Below are 22940 nucleotides of genomic sequence, written 5' to 3'. Positions count from 1 at the left end.
ACAGCGGAGGAGAGAAATGCAACGGTACGGCACGGTGATCCGGCTACGCCCGGAGCGGCGAGCGGAGTACCTGCGGCTGCACGCCGAGGTCTGGCCGGCGGTGGAGCGGACCCTGCGGGCGGCCCACATCCGCAACTACACGATCTTCCTGCACGGCGACCTGCTGTTCGGCTACTACGAGTACGTCGGCGCCGACCACGACGCCGACCAGGCACGGATCGCGGCCGACCCGCAGACGCAGCGGTGGTGGCGGCTCACCGACCCGTGCCAGGAGTCCCTGGCCGAGCCGGGTTCGGGGCACTGGTGGACGCCGATGCGGGAGGTCTGGCATCTGAGCGAAGGTGGAGAGGCATGACGCTGGGCGCGCTGTACGTGGGGAACCGGACCTTCACCGTCGAGCCACGGCCGCCGGTGCCACCGGGGCCCGGTGAGGTCCGGATCGACGTCGCCTACACCGGGATCTGCGGGACCGACCTGCACGTCCGGCACGGGACGATGGACCACCGGGTGGCCGTGCCGGCGGTGATCGGGCATGAGATGGCCGGCCGGGTCGCCGAGGTGGGCGCGGGCGTCACCGACTGGCAGGTCGGCGACGCGGTGACCGTGATGCCGCTGGACTGGTGCGGTGAGTGCCCGGCCTGCCGGGCCGGACACCAGCACATCTGCCACCGGCTCACCTTCGTCGGCGTGGACTCCCCGGGATCGATGCAGGGGTCCTGGACGGTCCCCGCCGAGCTGCTGGTGGGGCTGCCCGAAGGGCTGTCCCTGCGGCACGGCGCGCTGATCGAACCGGCCGCGGTGGCGGTGCACGACGTACGCCGGTCCCGGCTGGCGGCCGGCGAGCACGCGGTGGTGATCGGGGCCGGCCCGGTCGGGCTGCTGATCGCCTGCGTCGCCCGCTCGGTCGGCGCGCAGGTGGCGCTGGTGGAACTCGACCCGCACCGGCGTGCGGTCGCCGCCGGACTCGGATTCACCGTGCTCGACCCGGCGGCGACGGATCCCGCCGAGTTCGTCGGCGGTTGGACCGGCATGGCCGGGGCGGCCGTGGTGTTCGAGGTCTCCGGCTCGGCGGGCGGGGTGCGTACCGCCACTGGCCTGCTCGCGGTGCGCGGTCGGCTGGTCGTGGTCGGCATCCACCCGACCCCTCGCGAGGTGGATCTGCACCGGGTCTTCTGGCGGGAACTGGAGATCGTCGGCGCTCGGGTCTACCAGCGGGACGACTTCACCGAGGCGGTCCGGCTGCTGGCGGCCGGCGCGGTGCCCACCGAAGAGCTGATCTCCGAGGTGGTGCCGCTGCGGCACGTCACCGAGGCGTTCGACGCGCTGGAACGTGGCGGCGTGGTCAAGGTCCTGATCGACTGCGGAGGCGATGCATGACCATGTTCGACCTGACCGGCCGGCTGGCCGTGGTCACCGGCTGCCGCCGCGGCATCGGTCTGGCCATGGCCGAGGCTCTCGCCGGCGCCGGGGCCGACATAGTCGGGGTCAGCGCCTCGCTGGAGACCGAGGGCAGCGAGGCGGCCCGCCGGGTCGAGGCGCGGGGCCGGACGTTCACGTCGTACCGGGTGGACCTGGCCGACCGGGTGGCGGTGGCGGCGTTGGCTGCCGAGCTGACCACCGGACCCCGGCCGGTGGACATCCTGGTCAACAACGCGGGCACCATCCGGCGCGCGCCGGCCGCCGAACACCCCGACGCGGACTGGGACGAGGTGCTCCAGGTCGACCTGTCGACGCCGTTCGTGCTCGCCCGTGAGCTGGGCCGGGACATGCTGGCCCGGGGCGCCGGCCGGATCATCTTCACCGCCTCGATGCTCAGCTTCCAGGGCGGGGTCAACGTCGTCGGGTACGCGGCGGCGAAGTCGGCCATCGCCGGGGTGACCCGGGCACTGGCCAACGAGTGGGCCGGCCGGGGGGTGAACGTCAACGCGATCGCCCCGGGCTACATCGCCACCGACAACACCCGGGCGCTGCGCGACCAGCCGGAACGCAACCAGGCGATCCTCGACCGCATCCCGGCGGGCCGGTGGGGCCGGCCCGACGACCTGGCCGGGGCGACGGTCTTCCTGGCATCCGACGCGGCCGCCTACGTGCACGGCACGATCCTCGCCGTGGACGGAGGCTGGCTGGGCCGGTGACGGGACCGGGCCGCGCCCCCGGAAAGCCCGCCGGGCACGGCCTCACGTCCGCCCGGTCGCGCCGAACAGGTACCGCAGGTCGTCGAGCATGACGACCAGCACGCCGGTGAGCAACGCGCCGGCGACGGCCAGCACCGCGCCGTCCGGGCGTACGGGCCCGGACGGCGCCAGCGCGCCGGTGACCGCGCAGCCGACGAGGAACGCGTTTCGCCACAGGTGGTGCCGGCCCAGGGGTGCGGCGGTGCGGCCGAAGCACCGGCAAGTGCCGCCACCCCGCCGCAGGTTCGTGGCGATGGCGACGGTGAAGGCGAGCAGCAGCGCGGCCGACACCCCGAAGCCGACCGGAGGGAACACCGCCAGCAGGACGACGGCGGTGAACTCGGCGGCGACCACGGCCGCGGCGAGCGGGCCGGCCGGCCGGTAGCCCAGGTCACGCACCGAGCGGGTGAACTCGCGGTAGGCGGCCCGGCCGGTCACCTTGCCGATCGCCGCCGCCAGCAGGACCGTGCCGAGCAGCACCCGGCACCCGATCTCGACGTACACCTGTCATCGCCTCCCTGTGGCCACGCCGAGGATCGCCGCACGTGGCACCGCCCCGAAATGTCGCGAGTCCTGGCTGTGCGGGTTGTCCCCGCGTACCGTCACGGCACCGTCCGGCTCGACCCGCTGGACGCGCTTGACCATCCACGGCAGGTCGGCCCCCGGGACCACGTCGCGGGCCCGGAAGACCACGAGGTCACCGGTGGCCGGTGCCCGCCCGACGCGGACGATGAGTCGGTCGCCGTCGTGCAGCGTCGGCGCCATGCTGTTTCCACGGACGACCACCAGGCGCCACCGGCGGCGTAGCCAGCCCGTCATGACGCCGCCAGTTGGTAGCCGCCGGCCTGGAGGCGGAACAGCCGGGCGTACTCGCCGTCGGTCGCCATCAGCTCGTCGTGCGCGCCGGACTCGATGATCCGTCCGGCGTCCAGCACCACGATGCGCCGCGCGTCGCGAAGGGTGCTGAGCCGGTGCGAGATCAAGAGCCCGGTGCGGCCGCGGCGGATCCGGGCCAGCGACGCGTGCACGCGGGTTTCGGCGTCGGCGTCCAGCCCGGAGCTGGGCTCGTCCAGGACGAGCAGGTCGGCGTCGGCGCGCATCAGGGACCGGGCCAGCGCGACCCGCTGCCACTGCCCGCCGGAGAGCGTCACCCCGGGTTCGCCGTCCTGGTCGGCGAAGGTACGGCTGAGCAGCGTGGCGTATCCGTGGGGGAGGGCGCGGAGACGGTCGTGGATCTCGGCCCGCGCGGCGGCCTCCTCGACCTGTCCGGTCGTGTACGGCAGCCGCCCGATGCCGACGTTCTCCGCCGCGGTGAGGTCGTAGCACATGAAGTCCTGGAACACCGCCCCCATCCGCCGGCGCAGCGTCTCGATCCGCAGCTCACGCAGGTCCACGCCGTCCCAGGTGATGCGACCGCGGTCGGGATCGTAGAACCGGCAGAGCAGCTTGACCAGGGTGCTCTTGCCGGCGCCGTTGAGGCCGACGAGCCCGACGGCCTCGCCGGCGGTGATGGTGAGGTCGACGCCCCGGAGGATCCAGGGGCCGCCCTCGTCGTAGCGGAACCACACGTCCTCGAACCGGATCCCGGTGCGCAGCGGCGCCGCGGGCAGGGTCCCGTCGGCCAGGTCGGCGGGACTGTGCAGAACCTCGACGTAGTGCCGGAACAGCCGCATCGCCGTACCGACCTCGCCGAGCTGGCCGGCGATGCCGGCCAGGCCGCTCTGCGCCGCGCCGAACGCGGCCAGCAGGAGAGTGAGGTCACCGAGGCTGAGCCGGCCGCGGACCGCGGCGCTCACCGCGATCACCGTCGCGGTGAGCGTCACGGCGGCCCCGGCCAGCGCCCAGCAGGTCTGTACCACGGTGGCGTGCCGCGCGGCGGCCAGCTCGATCCGGCCGGCGGCCCGCAGGGCGCCCGTGAGCCGGTCGTGGAAGAACCGGCCGAGGTGGTAGAGGCGCACCTCCCGGGCGGCGCGCAGGTCGGTCAGTACCGTCTGGAACAGGAATCGGGCCCGGAACAGCCCGGCGCTGTCCTCCACCGCCCGCGCGGCGCGCCGGGACAGCCGCAGCTGGATGAGGAACTCGGGCCCGGCCACGGCGAGCAGGAGCAGGCCGGCCGGCGGCCAGAGGGACGCCAGGATCGCGGCGAAGCCGCCGATGGTGACGACGCTCTGGGCCACCTGGACGGTGAACATGACAACCGCGTACGGCGCCTGGTCGGCGGCCTGCTGGGCCAGTGCCAGCCGGTCGCGCAGGGCCGGCTGCTCGAAGGGGCCCAGGCCGAGGAAGCTGTTCAGTTTCCGGTACAGCCGTACATCGGCGGCGATCGTGATCGCCTGCTGCAACGCCGTGGTGAAGTAGCCGGACAGGCGGTTGGCGATCGCCGCCAGGGCCCCCAGGACGGCGATCGCCACGGCGTACCAGGTCGCGGTCGACGGGCTGGCCGAGCGGCCCCTGCTGACCTCGTCAAACAGCAGCTTGGTGAACCACGCGATGCCGATCGGCGGCACCGCGCCGACGAGGACGAGAACCACCATGGCGGTGAGGGCCTTCGGGGCGGCGCAGCCCAGCCGCAGGGCGGCTCGGAGGGTGCCCACCGTCAGGCCAGGACCGGAAGCTGATGGCTGGCGTCGACGACGACGCCGTCGACGACCGACAGCACGGCGGGGAAGCCCTTGACCCGGAACTCCTTCTCGGCGAGCGACTCGGAGACCGTCACGGTGTCGAAGCCGGCCAGGCGGGGGGCCATCGCCGCCGTCTCCGCCGGCGTGCCGATCATGAGAACGAGGGCGTCGTGGCGGTAGCGGTCCGCGTCGCCGGTCAGGGCGTCCAGGACGTCCTGGCACGGCGGGCAGGTCGGGGTCAGCATGACCACCGTGCGGCGGCCGGCGGCCAGGTCGGCGTGCGGGAAGCCGCTGACGTCCAGGCCCGGGGCGGGCAGCACCTCGGGGATCGGCTCCCCGTCGTGGGTGTGGCCGGCCCGCACCTCGCGCAGCCGCCGGGCCAACGCCAGGGTCAGGACGAGGTTGAGCACCGCGACGGCACCGATGACAGCGACGGCGGCATAGGCGAAACCCGGCATGGGGAACTCCTCGGCGAGTCAGGGGGGTGGGGCCGCGCCGGCCGGCGCGGCCCCGAGGGGAAGCCAGGTCAGCAGACGCCAGCCTTCTTCACGTAGCAGACCGGCCGCGACGTCGAGGTCACGCACGAGCCGTAGCAGTTGTAGTAACCCTGGCGGTAGTAGCGGAAGTACGTCCCGCCCGAGCAGTAGCCGTTGGACGCGACGCACGAGCACGCCTGGCCGTTCTCCGGCACGCAGGCGCCGGCCTCCTCGCGGCCGAGCACCTTGCCGAGGAACGTGTCGCCGACGCGGCTGATGATCCTGGTCATGAGCAGACCTCCTGTTGTGGGTGGTTGCCCATCACTGTGCCGCTCGCCGCTGCGCGCGCCCTGCGCTTCTACTGCGCGCCGGCTGCGCTCCGCCAGCCCGGCAGCTGTACGCGCAGCTCATCGGCGTACGGGGCGTCGAAGTGCGCGAAGATGCGCAGCGCCTCCTCGCCCAGCGCCACGGCCCGGTCGGGCCGGCCCAGGCTGGCCTGGGCCCGGGCCAGCAGGTGCAGCGAGTTCGCCAGTGGGAACGGTTGCCCGATCTCGCGCAGCATCGCCACCGAGCCTTCCAACTCGACCACCGCCTGGTCCGCGTCGCCCTCCTCGAGGTGCGACTTCCCCAGCAGCCGGCGGGAGATCGCCTCGCCCCACCCGTAGCGCATCTCCCGGAACGCCGGCGCGGTACGGCTCAACAGGCGTCGTGCGGAGTCGCGGTCCCCGGCGGCGAGGTGCGTGGCGGCGAGCGCCTGCTCGGCGGTGGTCACGCTCATCCGGTCACCGAGCCGGCGCGCGACGGCCACCGCCTGCCGCAGCTGCGCCAGCGCCTGCGGCCACCGCTCGGCATGCCGGTGCAGCAGCCCGATGCTCTCCCGCGCCAGCGCCTCGCCCCACCGGTCGCCACCGTCGGCGAAGACCTGCAGGGCCGCTTCGCACGCGGCGTGGGCGAACGGGGAGGTGAGCTGGTACTGCCCGTACTGCATGCCGAGGGTCAGCAGCACGTGCCCGCCGACCGGACCGACCGGCCAGTGCGCGGCGCACAACCGCACCGTCAGCAGCAGCGCGGCGTCCGCCTCCCGCAACCGGCCGATCTGCCGGCAGCAGAGCGAGTAGCCCTGCAACGCGACCAGCCGGTGCGCGAGCCATGGCCCGCGGCTGTCCCGGTGGGCGGCGCGCAGCAGCGGCACCGCTTCGGCGTGCCGGTTCAACATCCGGTACGCGGTGCCGAGGTGGAGCCGCAGCGACATCCGGGTCGGCGACGGCAGGTCGGCGTGCCGGTCGAGCACGCCGCGCAGACAGTCGACGACCTCCGGCAGGTGCTGGGTGCGCATCATCGCGAAGTTGCCCATCGTGCAGGCCAGCCGCCCCGCCAGCTCGATCGCGTCCAGTCGCAGCAGGTCGCGCACCGCCGCGACGAGGTTCTCCCGCTCGGCCTCGAACCAGTCGACGGCGGCCCACGCGTCGATCGGGGTCCCCGCGTCGGCCACCGGCAGGATCTTGCAGGGCAGCGACGCGTCGGCCCGTTCGGCGTACCCGTGCAGCCGCGCGTACCAGGCGATCACCTCATCCGCAGCGACCTCGGTGCGCTCCCGGGCGTGCAGCCGGACCAGGTCGTGCATGCGTACCCGGCCGCTCGCGTCGTCGGTCAGCAGGTGGGCCCGGCACAGCTGTTCCAGCAGCGGCTCGGTGGTCTCGTCCCACATGCCGAAGCTGCCCAGTGACGTGCGGCTGAGCACGGCGAGCAGCCGCGCGGCGGGCGGCGGCAACCGCTCGAACCCGAGGGTGAAGCTGCTGCGCACGTCGAGCCCGTCGAGCGACAGTTCGTCGAGGCGGCGTCGCTCGTCGCGCAGCCGCTCGCGCAGTCGTGCCACGGTCATCGCCTCCCGCTCGGCCAGCCGTACCCCGGCGATGCGCAACGCCAGCGGCAGCCGGCCGCACAGCTCCACGACGTCGGCGGCCGCTGCGGCCTCCCGGTTGATCCGCTCGGCTCCGGCCAGGCCGGCCAGCAGGTCCAAGCCGTCGTCGATCGGCAGGACGTCGAGCGGGACCACCTCGGTGCCCGGCAGACCGGGCAACGCCGTCGTGCTGGTGATGAGGGCAGTGCTGCCGCCGGGCGGGAGCAGCGGGAGCACCTGCGCGGCGTCCGCCGCGCCGTCCAACATCACCAGCATGGTGTGCTCGGCGAGCACGGATCGGTACAGCGCCGCGCGTTCCTCGGCCGCCACCGGGATGGCCTCACCCGCCACCCCGAGTGCGCGCAGGAAGGCGCCGAGCACCGCGCCGGGCCGCGCCGGGTCCGTGGTGTTACCGCGCAACTCCGCGTACAGGCAGCCGGCGGGAAAGCGGTGGCGGCTCTCGTGCGCCGCGCGCAGCGCCAGCGTGGTCTTGCCCGTTCCGGCAAGCCCGGCCACGACGATCACCTGGGCAGCCCCGGGGGTGGACGGGGGCCGACCCAGCAACGACAGCAGCAGCCCGAGTTCCTTGTCCCGTCCCACGAAGTCACCGGTGACGCCGGGGAGCTGGTGGGGACGGATCCACGCTCGCGGGGCCGTCGCCTGCTCGCTGTGGAGGATGTCCCGGTGCAGTTGTCGCAGTTCCGGCCCCGGGTCGATGCCGTGCTCCTCGGCGAGGACCCGGGCTCCGGACCGGTAGACGGCGAGCGCCTCCGCCTGCCGGCCGCTGCGCTGCAGGGCCACCATGAGCTGGCCGCGCAACCGCTCCCGCAGCGGCCGGTCGCGGACCAGTGTGGTCAGCTCCGGTACGAGTTCCTGGTGCAGGCCGAGCGACAGCATCGCCTCGACGCGCAGCTCGACGGCGTGGTCGCGCAGCTCGCGAAGGCGATCGCGCTCGAAGTCGACCAGCCTCGCACCGACGTCGACGAAGGCGTCGTCGCGCCAGCGCGCCAGCGCCCGATCGAGCAGCTCCACGGCGCAGCGGGGGTCGGGGGCCGCTGCGGCGGCCTGCACGTCGGCGGTGAACTGCGCCGCGTCCACGATCACCGCGGGGTTCAACTGATAGCCGGGCGACCTGGTGAGGATCAGCTCCGGCGTGGTGCCGCGACGGACCGAGGCGACGATCGCCTGGACCCGGTTGCGCGCTCCCGTGGGCGGATCATCCGGCCAGAGGCCGTCGATCAACCGGTCGACCGGGACGATCCGTCCACCGTGGGCGGCCAGGCTCGCCACGAATGCCCGTTCCAGCGGGGCGAGCGGCACAGCTACGCCGTCGACGCTCAACTCGATCCGTCCGAGGATGCCGACTCGATACCCACGCACCGCGCAAAGCTAGCGCGGTGTCCACCGGGTCGCGCTTCGGGCTTCCGAAGGTCTGTGCGGGGAGGTGCCGGGCTGACCCACCCCGGCGGTTCGAGCGCCGCCGGACGCTGCTCGGGTGCCGGCGCCGTGGCCGTCCGGGGCGTGGCCGCCCAGCCGCGGCGTTGGCGAACGCCGGCGGCCTACGGCGATGTCGCCGGGTCGATCAATCCGGTACGTTCGCCACCACCACGCCGAACCTGACCGGCGCGAGCTACCACATCCGCCTCGTCGACGGCGTCGACGTGACCAGGTACCTCGCCGGCCTGAACAGCGCGCTGGCAACCTCGGGCTTCACCGCCATGGGCGTGCTGAACACGGTCGTGCTTGACACCATGGCGATGGTCATCGCGTCGGTGGTCGTGACCGGACTGGCCGGCGGCGCGATCGGCGTCGCGATCGGTGTCGCCGTGCACTGGGCGGTCATACCCGCCATGGGCCATGGCGCCGGCATCAACCTGCCCGCCTCCATCACCGACGTCTACCAGCCGGCCATGCTGCTACTTCTCGGTCTCGGCGGCCTGCTCATCGCCGTCGCCGTCGCGTTCCTGCCGGCCGGCTGGGCCGCCCGCACCCGCACCGCCGTCGCCCTGCGCACCGAGTAGCTCCCTGGACGGCACCGGCCCGTCGGCGTCCCACGCCGTGTGCCGGTGCCACGGCGACCTCGGCTCGGACGGCCGCCACGGCCATCCCCGCAGAGTGGCGTAGGTCTCACTGGGCAGCCGGCGCGATCCGGAAATGGTTCGGCTCACGAATAGTTGACTTCGGCGGTTTGCTGTCCAGCGGAGGAGTGGCGGGCATGGTGGCGACACCTGCGGCCGGAAACGGTCCCGGGCCGGCGGACAGTGACCAGGTCGCGAAGAGCGTCGGCTTCCGTTCCGACCGCGGCCCGGTGCTCGCCGCGATCATGCTCAGCACCGGCCTGGTCGCCCTGGACTCCACGATCATCGCCACCGCTGTGCCATCGATCGTGCGTGATCTCGGCGGCTTCTCGCAGTTTCCGTGGCTGTTCTCGATCTACCTGCTCACCCAGGCGGTCACCGTGCCGATCTACGGCAAGTTCGCCGACTCGCTGGGGCGCAAGCCCGTGATGTTCTTCGGCATCGCGCTGTTCCTGCTCGGCTCGATCCTGTGCGGCGTCGCGTGGAGCATGCCCGCGCTGATCGTCGCGCGCGCCGTACAGGGCATCGGGGCGGGCGCGGTGCAGCCGATGAGCATGACGATCGTCGGCGATCTCTACACGGTGCAGGAACGCGCCCGGGTGCAGGGCTATCCGGCGAGTGTCTGGGGCGTCTCCGCGGTGCTCGGCCCCACGCTCGGCGGTGTCTTCTCCGAGTACCTGTCGTGGCGGTGGATCTTCTACCTCAACCTGCCGCTCGGTGCGGTGGCGGCCTGGGCGCTCGCGCGTCACTTCACCGAACGGATCACCCGCAACCGGCACCGGGTGGACTACGCGGGCGCGGCCCTGCTCACCATCGGCTTCGGGCTGATCATCCTGGGCCTGCTCCAAGGCGGCGTGGCCTGGCGCTGGGCGTCCGTCCAGAGCGTGGTGATCCTCGTGATCGGCGTCCTCGCGCTCGCCGCGTTCATCGCCGTGGAGCGCCGCGCCACCGAGTCGGTACTGCCGCTGTGGGTGTTCGGACGCCGGGTTCTCGCCGGCGGCCCTGACCGCGCTGTGCGTCGGCGCGCTCACCATCGGCCTGAGCTCATACCTGCCCACGTACGCCGAAGGCGTGCTCGGGACGAGCGCGCTGGTGGCCGGATTCTCCCTCGCGGCGTTGTCGGTCGGCTGGCCGCTGGCGGCCAGCCTCGCCGGGCGAATCTATCTGCGAATCGGCTTCCGTGACACGGCGCTCATCGGCGCCGTCTTCGTGATCGGCGGCGCGGCGTTGACCACGCTGCTCGGGCCCGACTCGACGGTGTGGGCGGCCGCCGCAGCGGCCTTCGTGCTCGGCGTCGGGTTCGGCCTGACCGCCAGTCCGACCCTGGTCGCCGTGCAGTCCGTCGTCGGATGGGACCGCCGGGGCGTGGTCACCGGCGCCAACATGTTCAGCCGGTCACTGGGCAGCGCGGTCGGCGCCGCCGTCTTCGGGGCGATCGCCAACGCCACCCTCGCCGACCGTTTCGCGCACCCGCCGGCCGGGATCGGCGCCGAGCTGCCCGAGCACCTGGACGCCACCAGCGTCGTGCTCGGCGGGCACAGCCAGTCCACCCAGCCGGCCGTGGCCGACTACGTCCGCGCGGCACTGTACGACGCGGCACACCACGTCTTCATCGCGCTGGCCGTGCTCGCGGTCCTTGGGCTGGGCGCGCTGCTGCTGATGCCGCGCCGCAGCGAGCGGCTCACCTTCGATTAGCCCACGAGCGCCGCAAGCGACCTCATCCCCGCCCCGCTTCCTGGGCCGCCACGGCCGCCAACGGCCGGTTCGGTCATAGGGATCGGCTATGACCGCGGTCCGGAAACGGTCGCTACCGGGAAGGGCCGCGCGCGCGAAGCCTGGAACGGTGATCTCTCTTGCTGACGCGCCGACCCGTCGCCGCGCATCGGTCCGCGCCATCGGGCTCGGCCCGGCGGTGACGCTGGGGCTCGCCGCGACGGTTGCCGGCACGTTGGTCCCCGTGGTCGGTGCGCCCGTCTTCGCCGTGGTCGCCGGGGTGTTGCTGAGCCCGCTGGCACGGCGCCGGTCCGAGGCGCTGGAGCCGGGGTTGGGCCTGGCCAGAGGGCTGGTGCTGCAGTTGTCGGTCGTGCTTCTCGGCGCCCAGTTGTCGCTTCGCCAGGTGCTGACGGTGGGCGCGGGGTCGTTGCCGGTGATGCTGGGCACGCTCGGGGTGTGCCTGCTGTTGGCCTGGTTGGTGGGCCGGCGGCTCGGCGTGCCCCGCGATCTGCGCACGCTGATCGGTGTCGGCACCGGCATCTGCGGCGCCTCCGCCATCGCGGCCACGACACCGGCGATCCGGGCGAAGAGCACCGACGTGGCGTACGCGATCTCGACGATCTTCCTCTTCAACGTGGCGGCCGTGCTGATCTTTCCGCCGGTCGGGCACGCCCTGGGGATGAGCGCGCACGCGTTCGGGCTTTTCGCGGGCACCGCCGTCAACGACACCAGCTCGGTGGTGGCCGCCGCCGGCGCCTACGGCCAGGACGCCGAGGGGTACGCCGTCGTCGTCAAGCTCGTCCGCACCCTGATGATCATCCCGGTCGTCCTCGTCCTCACCACGCTGAGCGGCCGCCGCGCGGCCCTGGCAGAGACCTCGAAGGCCCGGCTTGCGGTCTCCCTCGTGCCCTGGTTCCTGGTGGCATTCCTCGCCGTGGCCGCGCTGAACAGCGGCGGACTGATCCCGGCCGCCGCCCAGACCGCGCTGCACCACGTGGCGCTGCTGTTCATCGCGGTCGCCCTCGCCGCCGTCGGGCTCTCCACCAACGTGGCCGCCCTCCGCCGCGCCGGTGCCCGACCACTGCTGCTCGGCCTGATCCTCTGGGCCGCGGTCAGTGCGACCAGCCTGGGGCTGCAGTACCTGCTGACTTGATGACCAGGCCCGGGCTGAGCCGGACGCCGAAGCACCTGTGACAGACTGCGCAGAATGCCACTGCCGCCCTGGATAAGCGACCTGCCGGCGCTCGACCTGCTGCTGTCCGTCGCCCAGACGGGAAGCGTCGGGCGCGCGGCACAGGCGCACGGGATCACCCAGCCCAGCGCCAGCGCACGGCTCGCGAAGCTGGAGCGCCGGCTCGGCGTACCGCTGCTGGTGCGTTCGCGGCGCGGGAGCTTTCTCACGCCCGCCGGCGAGACGGTCGTCGTCTGGTCGCGCAGCGTCATCGACGCCGCGCAGACCCTCGCCGACGGAGTGCTGACCCTGCGCGCCGACCGGCAGGCGCGGCTGCGTATCGCGGCGAGCCTCACCGTGGCCGAGTACCTGCTGCCGGCCTGGCTGCTGAGCCTGCGCCGTACCCATCCCGAACTGGACATCTCGGCCGACGTCGCGAACAGCAACGGTGTCGTCGAGGCCGTCCGCTCGGGCGCGGTCGACCTCGGGTTCGTCGAGTCACCCGACATCCCGGCCGGTCTGACCGCCCGCATCGTGGGCGAGGACCGGCTCACCCTGGTCGTCGCCGCCAGCTATCCGCTGGCCGCGCACGCCTGGCGCGCACTGCGGCCCACGGACCTCGCCGATCAGCCACTGCTGCTGCGCGAGCCGGGCTCCGGCACCCGCCACACGTTCCTGAGCGCGATGGAGCACGCCCTGGGCTTCGCGCCGTCGCTGCCGCACGCCATCAGCCTCGGTTCGACCACCACCATCCTGTCCACGGTCTGCGCCGGTGGTGGCATCGGTGTGATCAGCGCGCGCGCCGCCGCGCCCGGTGTCGCCGCGGGAGAACTGGTCGAACTCCGGGTCGAGAATCTCCCGCTGACCCGCCCGCTGCACGCTCTCTGGCTGGGCCGCACCCCGGCCGCCCTCGCGGCGGAACTGTTGACGATCGCCGCTGCTGCTTCCGCTCACTGACGGCTGACTGACGGGGTGGCCGGTGCCGGTCACTTGGACAGTACAGTCCGGGCGCCGTGCTGAAGTTCCCGCGCAGTAGCAGCCGTCCGCCGGGCCTGAGCACCCGGGCCAGCTCCCGGATCGCCCGGGGCTTGTCCTGGACGTGGTGCCAGGACAGGAACATCAGGGCGTAGTCGGCGCTGCCGGGCGGCACCGGCAGGTCCTCGGCGCTGCCCGCCAGGTACCGCACACCGGGGTGCTGGGACCGGGCCTGCGCGACCTCGCGCATGCGGACCGACGGTTCGATGCCGGTGACCGGCCCGAACGCTTCCGCCAGCGCCGGGGTGAACCTGCCGGTGCCCGAGCCGACGTCCAGACCCGCCAGTGGACGCCGGTCGGGCAGCACCGCTGCGAAGGCGCTGATCCATACCTGGAGTTGCCGCTGGTTGAGCGCGCGGCCGCGCGCGTAGTCCTGGTACTGCTCGGTGTCGTAGTCGATCGACCTCATCGCACCCTCCGCGTCAGCCGGTCGGCCGGAACTGCCGTCCAGATATATCGCCTCGATATATCTGGACGATATTGGTTGTCGTGTCACCGCACGAGGCGTCCGGGCGGCCGAAGCTCCACTGACGACCGCTCGAGAAGACCTGCCGGGTCACCGGCCACTGCGGACGAACGCGGGACCCGAGCTCCGGAAACTGGCGGTCCGTTGCCGTCGGGATGCGGCGTCGCCGGGGAGGATGTGCTTTAATCACTTGCGTCGATGTTATCGATAACATCACGGCCGTTGCTCAATCGCCGTCGTCACATTGGCTGCCTGAACCGCTAGGACGAGAGGGCGCCGGGGCTGCCGTCGATCGGGTGCCTGCTGCGGATGTTAGCGTTTATATCGACGTCCATTTACCCGTGAGGCTCCACCGCCGGGGCGGAGCCCTGCGTATCCGAGGAGCCGTCATGGTGGTCTCGCAATTCCGGCCGGCCCGGTCCAGAAGATCGCGTCTGATACTTCCGGTCCTGGTGCTCGCCCTCGTCGTCGGCGGCACGGCCCTGGTGGCGCAGACCCGCGCGGCCGTCGCCGCACCCGGGCCGGGCGCGATCGTCGGCGTGCAGTCCGGTCGCTGCGTCGACGTACCGAACGGCAGCACCACCAACGGCACCCAGGTCCAGCTGTACGACTGCTGGGGCGGGGCCATGCAGACCTGGACGTACACGTCGGCCCGAGAGTTCACCGTGTACGGAAGCAAGTGCCTGGACGCCAACGGCCAGGGCACCAGCCCCGGCACCCAGGTGATCATCTGGGACTGCAACGGCCAGGTCAACCAGCAGTGGAGCGTCAACTCGGACGGCACCATCACCGGCGTGCAGTCGGGGCTCTGCCTGGATGCCAACGGCGCCGGCACCGCCAACGGCACCAAGATCATCCTCTGGACCTGCAACGGGCAGGCCAACCAGCGGTGGAGCACGTCGACCGCCCCGTCGTCTCCGCCGTCCACCACCCCGCCGCCGGGGGGCCGTCCGTGCGACATCTACGCCGCGGGCGGCACCCCCTGCGTCGCCGCGCACAGCACCACCCGGGCGCTGTTCTCGGCGTACGGCGGCAACCTCTACCAGGTCCGCCGTTCCTCGGACAACGCGACGCGGGACATCGGGGTGCTCAGCGCCGGCGGCTCCGCCAACGCGGCGGCGCAGGATTCGTTCTGCGCCGGCGCCACCTGTGTCATCACCGTCGTCTACGACCAGTCCGGGCGCGGCAATGACCTGTGGTACCAGGGCTCGCCGCAGGTCCCCGGGTCGACCTCCAGCCGGCCCGCCGTCGCCACCAGCGAGTCGCTGACCGTCGGCGGCGCCAGGGCGTACTCGCTGTACATCAATCCCGGCAACAGCTACTGGCGGGACGGGCACGCGACCGGCGTCCCCACCGGCAGCGCACCCGAGGGTATGTACATGGTCACCAGCGGCACCCACGTCAACAGCGGCTGCTGCTTCGACTACGGCAACAGCGAGACCACCCGCAGCGCCGACGCCGCCGGCGCGATGGACGCGATCAACTTCAGCACCAGTTGCTGGTTCGGCGGCTGCTCCGGCACCGGTCCCTGGGTCCAGGCGGACCTGGAGTGGGGTCTCTACCCCGGCGGCAGCCAGTCCTGGAACTACAACCAGCGCGCCTTCACCAGCAAGTTCGTCACCGCCACCCTGAAGAACAACGGCACCTCACGGTTCGCCATCAAGGGCAGCAACGCCCAGTCCGGCAACCTCTACACCCTCTACGACGGCGCGCTACCCAACGGCTACAGCCCGATGAAGAAGCAGGGCGCCATCATCCTGGGCAGCGGTGGCGACTGCTGCAAGCCCGGCGGCGGCGCCAACCTCAGCGCCGGCACCTTCTACGAGGGCGCCATGGTGGCGGGCTACCCGTCCGACGCGACCGAGAACGCCGTCCAGGCCAACGTGGTCGCCGCCGGCTACCGCTGACCAGCACCTCTTGCCGTTTCGCGGCCGGCCCGGCCCGGGGAGCGGGGCTGTCCGCCGCCGTGCCCCGGCGCATCCGTACCGCTATCGAAGGGATCCGCGCATGTCGAGACTGAAGAATCTCCTCCGTCCATCGCGACCGGCGGCGGCGCTGGCCGCCGCGGTCCTGGCCGCCACCGGTCTGGTGGCGGCGACGGCCGGCCCGGCCCAGGCCGCCACGTCGATCACCATCAACGGGTCCTCCGGCGGGCAGACGTTCGACGGTGTCGGCGCGGTCAGCGGCGGTGGCGGCAACAGTCGACTGCTCATCGACTACCCGGAGCCGCAGCGTGGCCAGATCCTCGACTACCTGTTCAAGCCCGGCTACGGCGCCGCCCTGCAGATCCTCAAGGTGGAGATGGGTGGAGACACCAACTCGACCAGCGGTTCCGAGCCCAGCCACGAGCACTTCCGCGGCGACCTCAACTGCAACCGCGGCTACGAGTGGTGGATCATGGAGCAGGCCAAGGCCCGCAACCCCGATATCAAGCTGGCGGCGCTGCCCTGGGGTGCCCCGGGCTGGATCGGTAACGGCACCTTCATGTCCCAGGACATGATCAACTACTTCGTGGACTGGCTGGGTTGCGCCAGGCAGCACAACTTGACCATGGATTACATCACCGCCGCGCAGAACGAGAAGCAGACCGACGCGAGCTGGACGATCAACCTGCGCAGCGCGCTGAACAGCAACGGCTACAGCGGCGTGAAGATCATCTACGGTGACGACTACCCGGGCAGCTGGAACCCGGCCAACGCGGTGGCGAGCAACACCACGCTGCGAAACAGCATCGATGTGCTCAGCGGACACTACCCCTGTGGCTACCTCAGCGCGCAGACCTCGTGCACGGTGTCGTCGACCGCCACCAGCACCGGCAAGACGTTGTGGGACAGCGAGGGCGGGTCACAGGACTACAACGACGGCGCCAAGCCACTGGCCCGGGGCATCAACCGCGGTTACCTCGACGGCAGGATGGTCGCCTACCTCAACTGGGACCTGATCGCGGCGATCACCCCGAACCTCCCGTGGGCCACCGTCGGGTTGGTCCTGGCCAACCAGCCGTGGTCGGGCTGGTACTCGGTCGGCAAGAACACCTGGGCCCTGGCCCACACGACCCAGTTCACCGCGCCGGGCTGGAAGTACCTGGACTCCGCCACGGGCTACCTCGGCGGGAACCGCAACAACGGCAGCTACGTGTCGTTGAAGTCGACCAACAACACCGACTACAGCACCATCATCGAGACGATGGACGCCACCAGCGCCCAGCAGCTCAACGTCAGCGTCACCGGCGGCCTGTCCACCGGCCCGGTGCACGTCTGGGCGACCAACCTCAACTCGAACAGCACCAACGACTTCTTCGTGCACACCAGCGACATCACCCCGTCGGGCGGCACCTTCTCGCTGACCGTCCAGCCCGGCTACCTCTACAGCATCACCACCACCACCGGCCAGGGCAAAGGCACCGCCACCAGCCCCGGCCAGGGCTCGCTGAACCTGCCGTACCGCGACGACTTCGACAGCTACGCCAGCGGCCGGATGCCGAAGTACCTGCAGGACATGCAGGGCGCCTTCGAAACCGTCGCCTGTGGCGGCGGCCGGTCCGGCATGTGCCTGCGCCAGATGTCGCCGCAGGCCCCGATCACCTGGAAGACCCTCGCCGACCCCGCCACCTACGGCGGCAGCCTGGCCTGGGGCAATTACACCGTCTCCGCCGACGCCATGCTCGAGAAGTCGGGCTACGCCCAGTTGGAAGGCCGGGTCGGCACCACGAACCTGGATCCCATCGGCCGCTACAACGCCTACTTCCTGCGCGTCACCGACACCGGCTCCTGGTCGATCCTGCGCAACAACACCGCCGGGCAACTGGCCACCCTGCGCAGCGGCACCGTCCCGGCGCTGGGCACCAACCGCTGGCACAGCCTGTCCCTGGGCTTCTCCGGCAGCACCATCACCGCGACGATCGACGGCACGACGGTGGGCACCGCGAGCGACACCTCCTTCGTCGCCGGCCAGGTGGGCTTCGGCACCAGCCAGGGCCAGACCGCCCAGTTCGACAACCTGTCCGTGGTGGCCGGCCCCGGCGGCGACCCGGGCGGCACCACCAGTCCGCTTCGCAACACCAACTCCGGCCGGTGCCTGGACGTACCCAACCAGTCGCAGACCAGCGGCACCCAGGTGACGCTCTGGGACTGCAACGGCGGCGCCAACCAGCAGTGGACCTACACCTCGGGCAAGCAGTTCCAGGTGTACGGCAGCAAGTGCCTGGACGCCTACGGCCAGGGCACGACCCCCGGCACCAAGGTGATCATCTGGGACTGCAACGGCGGCGCCAACCAGCAGTGGAACGTCAACACCGACGGCACCATCACCGGTGTCCAGTCCGGCATCTGCCTGGCCCCCAACGGCGGCGGGAGCGCCAACAGCACCCCGATCGTCCTCGCCACCTGCACCGGCGGCAACGACCAGAAGTGGAGCCGGGGCTGATGCGGATTTCGACCATGTCAGTGTCTTCGATGTTCGGCCGCCGCGGCCGTCGTGTCGCGGCGCGGCGGCCAACGCGGGACAACCGCAGGACCAGGCGCAGGGTGGCACTGGTCGTGAGCCTGCTGGCGCTGCTGGGGTTGTTCCCGGGGACCGCCCGGGCGGACAACCCGATCGTGCAGACCATCTACACGGCTGATCCGGCCCCGCTGGTGCACAACGGCCGGGTGTACCTGTACACCGGGCATGACGAGGACAACTCGACCTGGTTCACCATGAAGGAGTGGCGGGTCTGGTCGTCGGACGACATGGTGAACTGGACCGACCACGGCTCACCGCTCAACCTGGCCAGCTTCAGCTGGGCCAGTGCCGACGCCTGGGCGGGGCAGGCGGTCTACCGCAACGGCAAGTTCTACTGGTACGTGCCGATGACGGTACGCGCGACCGGCCAGATGGGGATCGGGGTGGCGGTGGCCGACAGCCCGACCGGGCCGTTCCGGGACGCCATCGGGCATCCGCTGGTGAGCAACGGGGAGATCGACCCGACGGTGTTCATCGACGATGACGGCCAGGCGTATCTGTACTGGGGTAACCCGCACCTGTGGTACGTGAAGCTGAACCAGGACATGGTCTCGTACTCGGGCAGCCCGACACAGATCGCGTTGACCACGGCCGGGTTCGGCACCCGGACGGGCGACGCGAACCGGCCGACCTTGTTCGAGGAGGGGCCGTGGGTGTACAAGCGCAACGGCCTGTACTACCTGGTCTTCGCGGCCAAGTGCTGTTCGGAGTTCATCGCCTACTCGACGGCGCCCGGTCCGCTGGGGCCGTGGACGTATCGCGGGACGATCATGCCGACCCAGGGAAGCAGCTTCACCAACCATCCCGGGGTGATCGACTTCAAGGGCGGCTCGTACTTCTTCTACCACAACGGGGCGCTGCCGGGCGGCGGTGGTTTCACCCGGTCGGTGGCGGTGGAGAAGTTCGCCTACGGTGCGGACGGCACGATCCCGACGATCACCATGACGACCACGGGGGCTCCCCAGGTCGGGACCGTGGATCCGTACGTCCGGCAGGAGGCCGAGACGATCGCCTGGGAGTCGGGGGTCGAGACCGAGCCGACGACCGGCGGTGGGATGGACGTCGGCTGGATCGAGAACGGGGACTACCTCAAGGTCAAGGGGGTGGGCTTCGGCACCGGCGCCGCCTCGTACACGGCCCGGGTGGCGTCGGGCGGTAGCGGGGGCAACATCGAGTTGCGCCTGGACAGCGTGAGTGGCCCCCTGGTGGGCACCTGCCGGGTGACCGGCACCGGTGGCTGGCAGACCTGGACCGACACGACCTGTCCGGTCAGCGGGGCCACCGGGACCCACGATCTCTACCTGAGGTTCACCGGCGGCAGCGGCTACCTGTTCAACGTCAACTACTGGCAGTTCGCTCCCGGCGACGGCGGACCGCCGCCGAGCAGCCCGCCGCCGAGCAGCCCGCCACCGGGCGGCGGTGCCTGCGCGGCGAGCTACCGCACCACCAACGTGTGGTCGGGCGGCTTCCAGGGCGAGGTGACCGTGACGGCCGGCGCCGCGGCGATCAACGGCTGGACCGTGCAGTGGACCCTCGGTAGCGGTCAGAGCATCAGCCAGGTCTGGAACGGCACCCTGAGCACCAGCGGCTCCACGGCGACCGTTCGCAATGTGTCGTACAACGGGTCCCTGCCCCCGGCCGGATCGACCACTTTCGGCTTCCTGGCGAACGGCTCGGCGTCGACACCATCGCTCACCTGCACCAGCGGCGTGAGTTAGCGATCGGGCAGGGACGACCTGCCCGAACCTTCCCGCGCGCCAGGTGGCGGAGTGGCACGCTCTCCGCCACCTGACGCGCAGACCTGAGAGGAAGAGTCATGCGAACAAGCGCACGGTGGCTCGCGGCGGGCGCCGCGATGACCGTCATGGTCGCCGGCCTGGTGGCCCAGGCCGGTTCGGCCAGCGCGGAATCCAACGGTGGGGTACGGGTGATGCCGCTCGGTGACTCCATCACCGAGGGCACCCAGGTGCCGGGCGGCTACCGCATCGGCCTGTGGCAGCGACTCGCCAACGGCCGGTACACCACCGACTTCGTCGGATCCCAGTACAACGGGCCGGCCAGTCTCGGCGACCACGACCACGAGGGCCACCCCGGCTGGCGCATCGACCAGATCGACGCCAACATCGTCGGCTGGTTGAACACGTACCAGCCGCACACCGTCCTGCTGCACATCGGCACCAACGACATCTTGCAGAACTACAACGTCTCCACCGCACCGAACCGGCTGTCCACGCTGATCGACCACATCACGAACACCGCCCCGGCGGCGGAGGTGTTCGTCGCGCAGCTGACTCCGTTGGCGAACAGCGGCCAGGAATCCGCCGTGCGGACCTTCAACGCGGCCATCCCCGGCATCGTGCAGAGCAAGGTGAACGCCGGCAAGCACGTCCACCTCGTCGACATGCACAGCGCCGTGACGACCGCCGACCTGATCGACGGCATCCATCCCACCGCCAACGGCTACGACAAGATGGCCGCCGTTTGGTACGGCGCCCTGCAGGCGGTGCCCGGCAGCATCGGCACCCCGGGTGACACGGGCGGATCGACCACCCAGATCGTGGGCGCGCAGTCCGGGCGGTGCCTGGACGTGCCGAACGGCAGCACCACCAACGGCATCCAGGTGCAGCTCTACGACTGCTGGGGCGGCACCATGCAGCGGTGGACCTACACGGCGGCCAAGCAGTTGCAGGTGCTCGGCACCAAGTGCCTGGACGCCGAGGGCGGTGGCACCGCGAACGGCACCCGGGTGATCACCTGGGATTGCAACGGCCGTGCCAACCAGCAGTGGAACATCAACCCGAACGGCACCATCAGCGGCGTCCAGTCCGGGCGATGCCTCGACGCGTACAACTGGGGCACCGCCAACGGGACGAAGATCGTCCTCTGGGACTGCCACGGCGGCGCCAACCAGCAGTGGATCCTGCGCAGCTGACCACTCGCAGCGTGGCCGGGCGACGGATGCGGTCGCCCGGCCACGGCGAGGGAGCTCAAACAGGGAGTGTGACCGGGGACCGCAGGCCGAGCCACTGCTCGGCGCCCCAGGCCTGGAACCGCTCCACCTCGGTGAACCCCAGCTTCGCGGCGAGGCGCATCGAGCCGGCGTTGGCGGTCTGGGTGGTGAGCACCACCGGCTCGCCGGGAAGGACGCCGTCGAACCAGCCGAGCACCGCCCCGCACGCCTCGGCGGCGTACCCGCATCCCCACGCCCTCGGCAGGAACAGGTAGCCGAGATCGGCCTTCCCTTCGGCCGCCGGCCGGCGGTGCCCGGTTGCTCTCCTGAGCAGGATCTGGCCGATCATCGCCCCGTCGAGGTCAACGACGAAACTTCCGGGCCACCGCCCGGGCACCCCGGGCATCTCGCGCTCGAGCTCGTCCCGCGGGCGGGGGCCGCCGAGGTAGGTGTGCACCTCCGGCGACGCCAGCAGCTCGATGAACGCCGGACGGTCCCGGGCCTCGGACGCCCGGAGCGTGAGCCGCTCGGTCCGGATCGGCTCGGGCGGCCAGGCGACGGGGCCGAGTTCGGTCATGTCGGCCGGCCGTTCAGCAGACCCGGCAGCGATCGAGACTCGACCGACACCTGATTGCCGCGTCTGCCGGCGTCGAGGGCGGCCTGCTCCACTCGCTGGCGGTGGTCCCGCCACCATGTCTCGTCGGCGGGGGGCAGGTTGTCGTTGCTGGGCAGCAGCCCGGCCGCGCCGTCGATGAGTTCGCGCACGATGTCAGCGTGGCCGGCGTGCCGTTGTGTCTCCGCGATGACGTGAACCAGGACGTGGTGCAACGTGACCGCCGCATCGCCCCACCACGGCACGCGGCCGACATGATCCAGCGCAAGGGCTTCGATGGTGCTGTCGGCGTGGGCGATCGCGCGACGGTACTGGTCGACGATCTCCTCGCGGGTCTCGTCCGCGGTCGCCCACATGTCGGCATTGGTCTCCGCTCCGTCGCCGACGTACGACAGCTCCTCTGCGAACGGCCGGTCGAACACGACGCCGAAGTAGAGGATCTCGCTGGCCGCCGAGTGTTTCACCAGACCGAGCAGGTTGGTGGCGGTCTTGGTCAGCGGGCGCCGAATGTCGTACTCGCTGAGCCCGTCGAGCTTCCACAGCAGCGTGTCGCGGCCGCCCTTCAGGTAACTGTGCAGGTCCGCCTTCATCGCGCCACTATGGCATCGGGGCGGGTGTCGGCGCTGCCCCCTTGCGCTACCGCGTCGGCGTCCCGGTGCTTCCGTCGAGGCAGCACCGGGACGCCCGGTCAGCGGATCAAGCCGGTTCGCGAGCGTACGCCCGCGGCGGTGGGCGAGCCGGCTAGCCCACCCGGACGAGTTGCCATTGCTGGTTGGCGCCGTTCCAGTCGGTGTACTGGACGACGTTGGCACCGTCGGTGGTGGCGGCACCCTGTACCTCGACGGCCTTGCCGCTGTTGCGGCTGATCAGGCGCAGGTAGCCGCTGGAATCGGCGAGTTGGAACTGCTGGTTGGTGCCGTTGTGGTCGGTCCACTGGATGATGGCGGCGCCGTCGGCGGTGGAGGCGCCGTTGACGTCGAGGACCTTGCCGGAGTTGCGGGACCTGAGGCGGTAGTAGCCGCCGCCGGAGTCCACGAACTGCCATTGCTGGTTGGCGCCGTCGTTGCGGGTCCACTGGGTTATGCGGGCGCCGTCGGCGGTGGACTTGCCGTAGACATCGAGGGCCTTGCCGCTGTTGCGGTTGACCAGCACGTACCAGGCACTCGTGTCGACCTGACCCGGCGGCGTGGTGGTGCCGCCGGTGTTGAGGGCGTTGAGGACGGCGGTGTAGGCGGGTTTT

At 71.4% G+C, this 22940-nt stretch carries 19 protein-coding genes and 3 pseudogenes; 12 read left to right on the top strand and 10 right to left on the bottom strand.

The window, feature by feature from the left end:
* Window positions 1-16: 16 nt before the first annotated feature.
* Genes EFE23_RS14660 through EFE23_RS14650 form a run of 3 tightly spaced genes read left to right on the top strand, consistent with a single transcriptional unit; the run spans window position 17 to window position 2135 of the window.
* On the top strand, window positions 17-355 hold the full coding sequence (locus tag EFE23_RS14660) for an L-rhamnose mutarotase (protein WP_123241482.1): 339 nt from the start codon (window positions 17-19) through the stop codon (window positions 353-355).
* Entirely contained in the window at window positions 352-1377 is a 1026-nt protein-coding gene (locus tag EFE23_RS14655; RefSeq protein ID WP_123241481.1) for a zinc-dependent alcohol dehydrogenase, read from the top strand. The genes EFE23_RS14660 and EFE23_RS14655 overlap by 4 nt, the downstream gene beginning before the upstream one ends.
* Complete coding sequence (locus EFE23_RS14650; protein WP_123241480.1) at window positions 1374-2135, top strand: SDR family oxidoreductase; 762 nt, start codon at window positions 1374-1376, stop codon at window positions 2133-2135. The genes EFE23_RS14655 and EFE23_RS14650 overlap by 4 nt, the downstream gene beginning before the upstream one ends.
* Before the next feature lie 42 nt (window positions 2136-2177).
* On the opposite strand, the gene EFE23_RS14645 is transcribed toward EFE23_RS14650, so the two are convergent.
* From EFE23_RS14645 to EFE23_RS14620, 6 genes are all read right to left on the bottom strand, one after another.
* Window positions 2178-2678, bottom strand: coding sequence for a MauE/DoxX family redox-associated membrane protein (locus tag EFE23_RS14645; protein ID WP_123241479.1), 501 nt, complete (start codon window positions 2676-2678; stop codon window positions 2178-2180).
* Window positions 2679-2681: 3 nt separating this feature from the next.
* Entirely contained in the window at window positions 2682-2993 is a 312-nt protein-coding gene (locus EFE23_RS14640; protein ID WP_123241478.1) for a S24/S26 family peptidase, read from the bottom strand.
* Window positions 2990-4768, bottom strand: coding sequence for an ABC transporter ATP-binding protein (locus EFE23_RS14635; RefSeq protein WP_123241477.1), 1779 nt, complete (start codon window positions 4766-4768; stop codon window positions 2990-2992). The genes EFE23_RS14640 and EFE23_RS14635 overlap by 4 nt, the downstream gene beginning before the upstream one ends.
* A 2-nt stretch (window positions 4769-4770) precedes the next feature.
* Complete coding sequence (locus tag EFE23_RS14630) at window positions 4771-5253, bottom strand: hypothetical protein (protein ID WP_123241476.1); 483 nt, start codon at window positions 5251-5253, stop codon at window positions 4771-4773.
* A gap of 68 nt (window positions 5254-5321) precedes the next feature.
* Window positions 5322-5561, bottom strand: a complete 240-nt coding sequence (locus tag EFE23_RS14625; RefSeq protein WP_123241475.1) for a hypothetical protein — start codon at window positions 5559-5561, stop codon at window positions 5322-5324.
* A gap of 68 nt (window positions 5562-5629) precedes the next feature.
* Complete coding sequence (locus EFE23_RS14620; protein ID WP_123241474.1) at window positions 5630-8551, bottom strand: AfsR/SARP family transcriptional regulator; 2922 nt, start codon at window positions 8549-8551, stop codon at window positions 5630-5632.
* A 161-nt stretch (window positions 8552-8712) separates the two neighbouring features.
* Between EFE23_RS14620 and EFE23_RS14615 the strand changes: the two genes are divergently transcribed.
* The 5 genes and pseudogenes from EFE23_RS14615 (at window position 8713) to EFE23_RS14600 (ending at window position 13090) form a co-directional block, all read left to right on the top strand.
* Window positions 8713-9192, top strand: coding sequence for an ABC transporter permease family protein (locus EFE23_RS14615; protein WP_123241473.1), 480 nt, complete (start codon window positions 8713-8715; stop codon window positions 9190-9192).
* Window positions 9193-9386: 194 nt separating this feature from the next.
* Window positions 9387-10124, top strand: a pseudogene (locus EFE23_RS28920) (MFS transporter); the annotation flags it as partial.
* Window positions 10125-10251: 127 nt separating this feature from the next.
* Complete coding sequence (locus EFE23_RS28915) at window positions 10252-10944, top strand: MFS transporter (RefSeq protein WP_309226204.1); 693 nt, start codon at window positions 10252-10254, stop codon at window positions 10942-10944.
* A 148-nt stretch (window positions 10945-11092) separates the two neighbouring features.
* Window positions 11093-12115 (top strand): YeiH family protein, encoded by a 1023-nt coding sequence (locus EFE23_RS14605; protein ID WP_233600985.1) that lies wholly within the window; start codon window positions 11093-11095, stop codon window positions 12113-12115.
* Between the two features lie 54 nt (window positions 12116-12169).
* Window positions 12170-13090 carry a LysR substrate-binding domain-containing protein gene (locus tag EFE23_RS14600; RefSeq protein ID WP_123241471.1) on the top strand — a complete coding sequence of 307 codons (921 nt, stop codon included), beginning with the start codon at window positions 12170-12172 and terminating at the stop codon, window positions 13088-13090.
* Between the two features lie 82 nt (window positions 13091-13172).
* Here EFE23_RS14600 and EFE23_RS29550 read toward each other — a convergent pair.
* Window positions 13173-13577, bottom strand: a pseudogene (locus EFE23_RS29550) (class I SAM-dependent methyltransferase); the annotation flags it as partial.
* Window positions 13578-14086: 509 nt separating this feature from the next.
* Here EFE23_RS29550 and EFE23_RS14590 point away from each other — a divergent pair.
* From EFE23_RS14590 to EFE23_RS14575, 4 genes are all read left to right on the top strand, one after another.
* Window positions 14087-15541, top strand: coding sequence for an arabinofuranosidase catalytic domain-containing protein (locus EFE23_RS14590; RefSeq protein WP_233600984.1), 1455 nt, complete (start codon window positions 14087-14089; stop codon window positions 15539-15541).
* Between the two features lie 100 nt (window positions 15542-15641).
* On the top strand, window positions 15642-18059 hold the full coding sequence (locus EFE23_RS14585) for a ricin-type beta-trefoil lectin domain protein (protein ID WP_123241470.1): 2418 nt from the start codon (window positions 15642-15644) through the stop codon (window positions 18057-18059).
* Window positions 18060-18088: 29 nt separating this feature from the next.
* The gene (locus tag EFE23_RS14580; RefSeq protein ID WP_123241469.1) at window positions 18089-19855 is read left to right on the top strand and encodes a family 43 glycosylhydrolase; all 1767 of its coding nucleotides are present in this window, start codon (window positions 18089-18091) and stop codon (window positions 19853-19855) included.
* Window positions 19856-19953: 98 nt separating this feature from the next.
* Window positions 19954-21069, top strand: coding sequence for an RICIN domain-containing protein (locus tag EFE23_RS14575; RefSeq protein WP_123241468.1), 1116 nt, complete (start codon window positions 19954-19956; stop codon window positions 21067-21069).
* Window positions 21070-21124: 55 nt separating this feature from the next.
* Here EFE23_RS14575 and EFE23_RS14570 read toward each other — a convergent pair whose 3' ends face one another.
* From EFE23_RS14570 to EFE23_RS14560, 3 genes and pseudogenes are all read right to left on the bottom strand, one after another.
* Entirely contained in the window at window positions 21125-21664 is a 540-nt protein-coding gene (locus EFE23_RS14570; protein ID WP_123241467.1) for a GNAT family N-acetyltransferase, read from the bottom strand.
* Complete coding sequence (locus EFE23_RS14565; RefSeq protein ID WP_123241466.1) at window positions 21661-22290, bottom strand: DinB family protein; 630 nt, start codon at window positions 22288-22290, stop codon at window positions 21661-21663. The genes EFE23_RS14570 and EFE23_RS14565 overlap by 4 nt, the downstream gene beginning before the upstream one ends.
* A gap of 154 nt (window positions 22291-22444) precedes the next feature.
* Window positions 22445-22940 (bottom strand): annotated as a pseudogene (locus EFE23_RS14560) (RICIN domain-containing protein); the annotation flags it as partial.

Source organism: Micromonospora solifontis (assembly GCF_003725545.1).
GTDB lineage: Bacteria > Actinomycetota > Actinomycetes > Mycobacteriales > Micromonosporaceae > Micromonospora > Micromonospora solifontis.
The sequence above is the reverse complement of the archived record's forward strand: the minus strand, read 5'-3'. Positions and strand labels throughout refer to the sequence as shown.

Coding starts and splice junctions, on each gene's coding strand:
- EFE23_RS14650 (WP_123241480.1), top strand. CDS start 1,374: ATGACCATGTTCGACCTGACCGGCCGGCTGGCCGTGGTCACCGGCTGC.
- EFE23_RS14570 (WP_123241467.1), bottom strand. CDS start 21,664: ATGACCGAACTCGGCCCCGTCGCCTGGCCGCCCGAGCCGATCCGGACC.
- EFE23_RS14600 (WP_123241471.1), top strand. CDS start 12,170: ATGCCACTGCCGCCCTGGATAAGCGACCTGCCGGCGCTCGACCTGCTG.
- EFE23_RS14660 (WP_123241482.1), top strand. CDS start 17: ATGCAACGGTACGGCACGGTGATCCGGCTACGCCCGGAGCGGCGAGCG.
- EFE23_RS14640 (WP_123241478.1), bottom strand. CDS start 2,993: ATGACGGGCTGGCTACGCCGCCGGTGGCGCCTGGTGGTCGTCCGTGGA.
- EFE23_RS14585 (WP_123241470.1), top strand. CDS start 15,642: ATGTCGAGACTGAAGAATCTCCTCCGTCCATCGCGACCGGCGGCGGCG.
- EFE23_RS14630 (WP_123241476.1), bottom strand. CDS start 5,253: ATGCCGGGTTTCGCCTATGCCGCCGTCGCTGTCATCGGTGCCGTCGCG.
- EFE23_RS14565 (WP_123241466.1), bottom strand. CDS start 22,290: ATGAAGGCGGACCTGCACAGTTACCTGAAGGGCGGCCGCGACACGCTG.
- EFE23_RS14575 (WP_123241468.1), top strand. CDS start 19,954: ATGCGAACAAGCGCACGGTGGCTCGCGGCGGGCGCCGCGATGACCGTC.
- EFE23_RS14655 (WP_123241481.1), top strand. CDS start 352: ATGACGCTGGGCGCGCTGTACGTGGGGAACCGGACCTTCACCGTCGAG.
- EFE23_RS14625 (WP_123241475.1), bottom strand. CDS start 5,561: ATGACCAGGATCATCAGCCGCGTCGGCGACACGTTCCTCGGCAAGGTG.
- EFE23_RS14580 (WP_123241469.1), top strand. CDS start 18,089: ATGTTCGGCCGCCGCGGCCGTCGTGTCGCGGCGCGGCGGCCAACGCGG.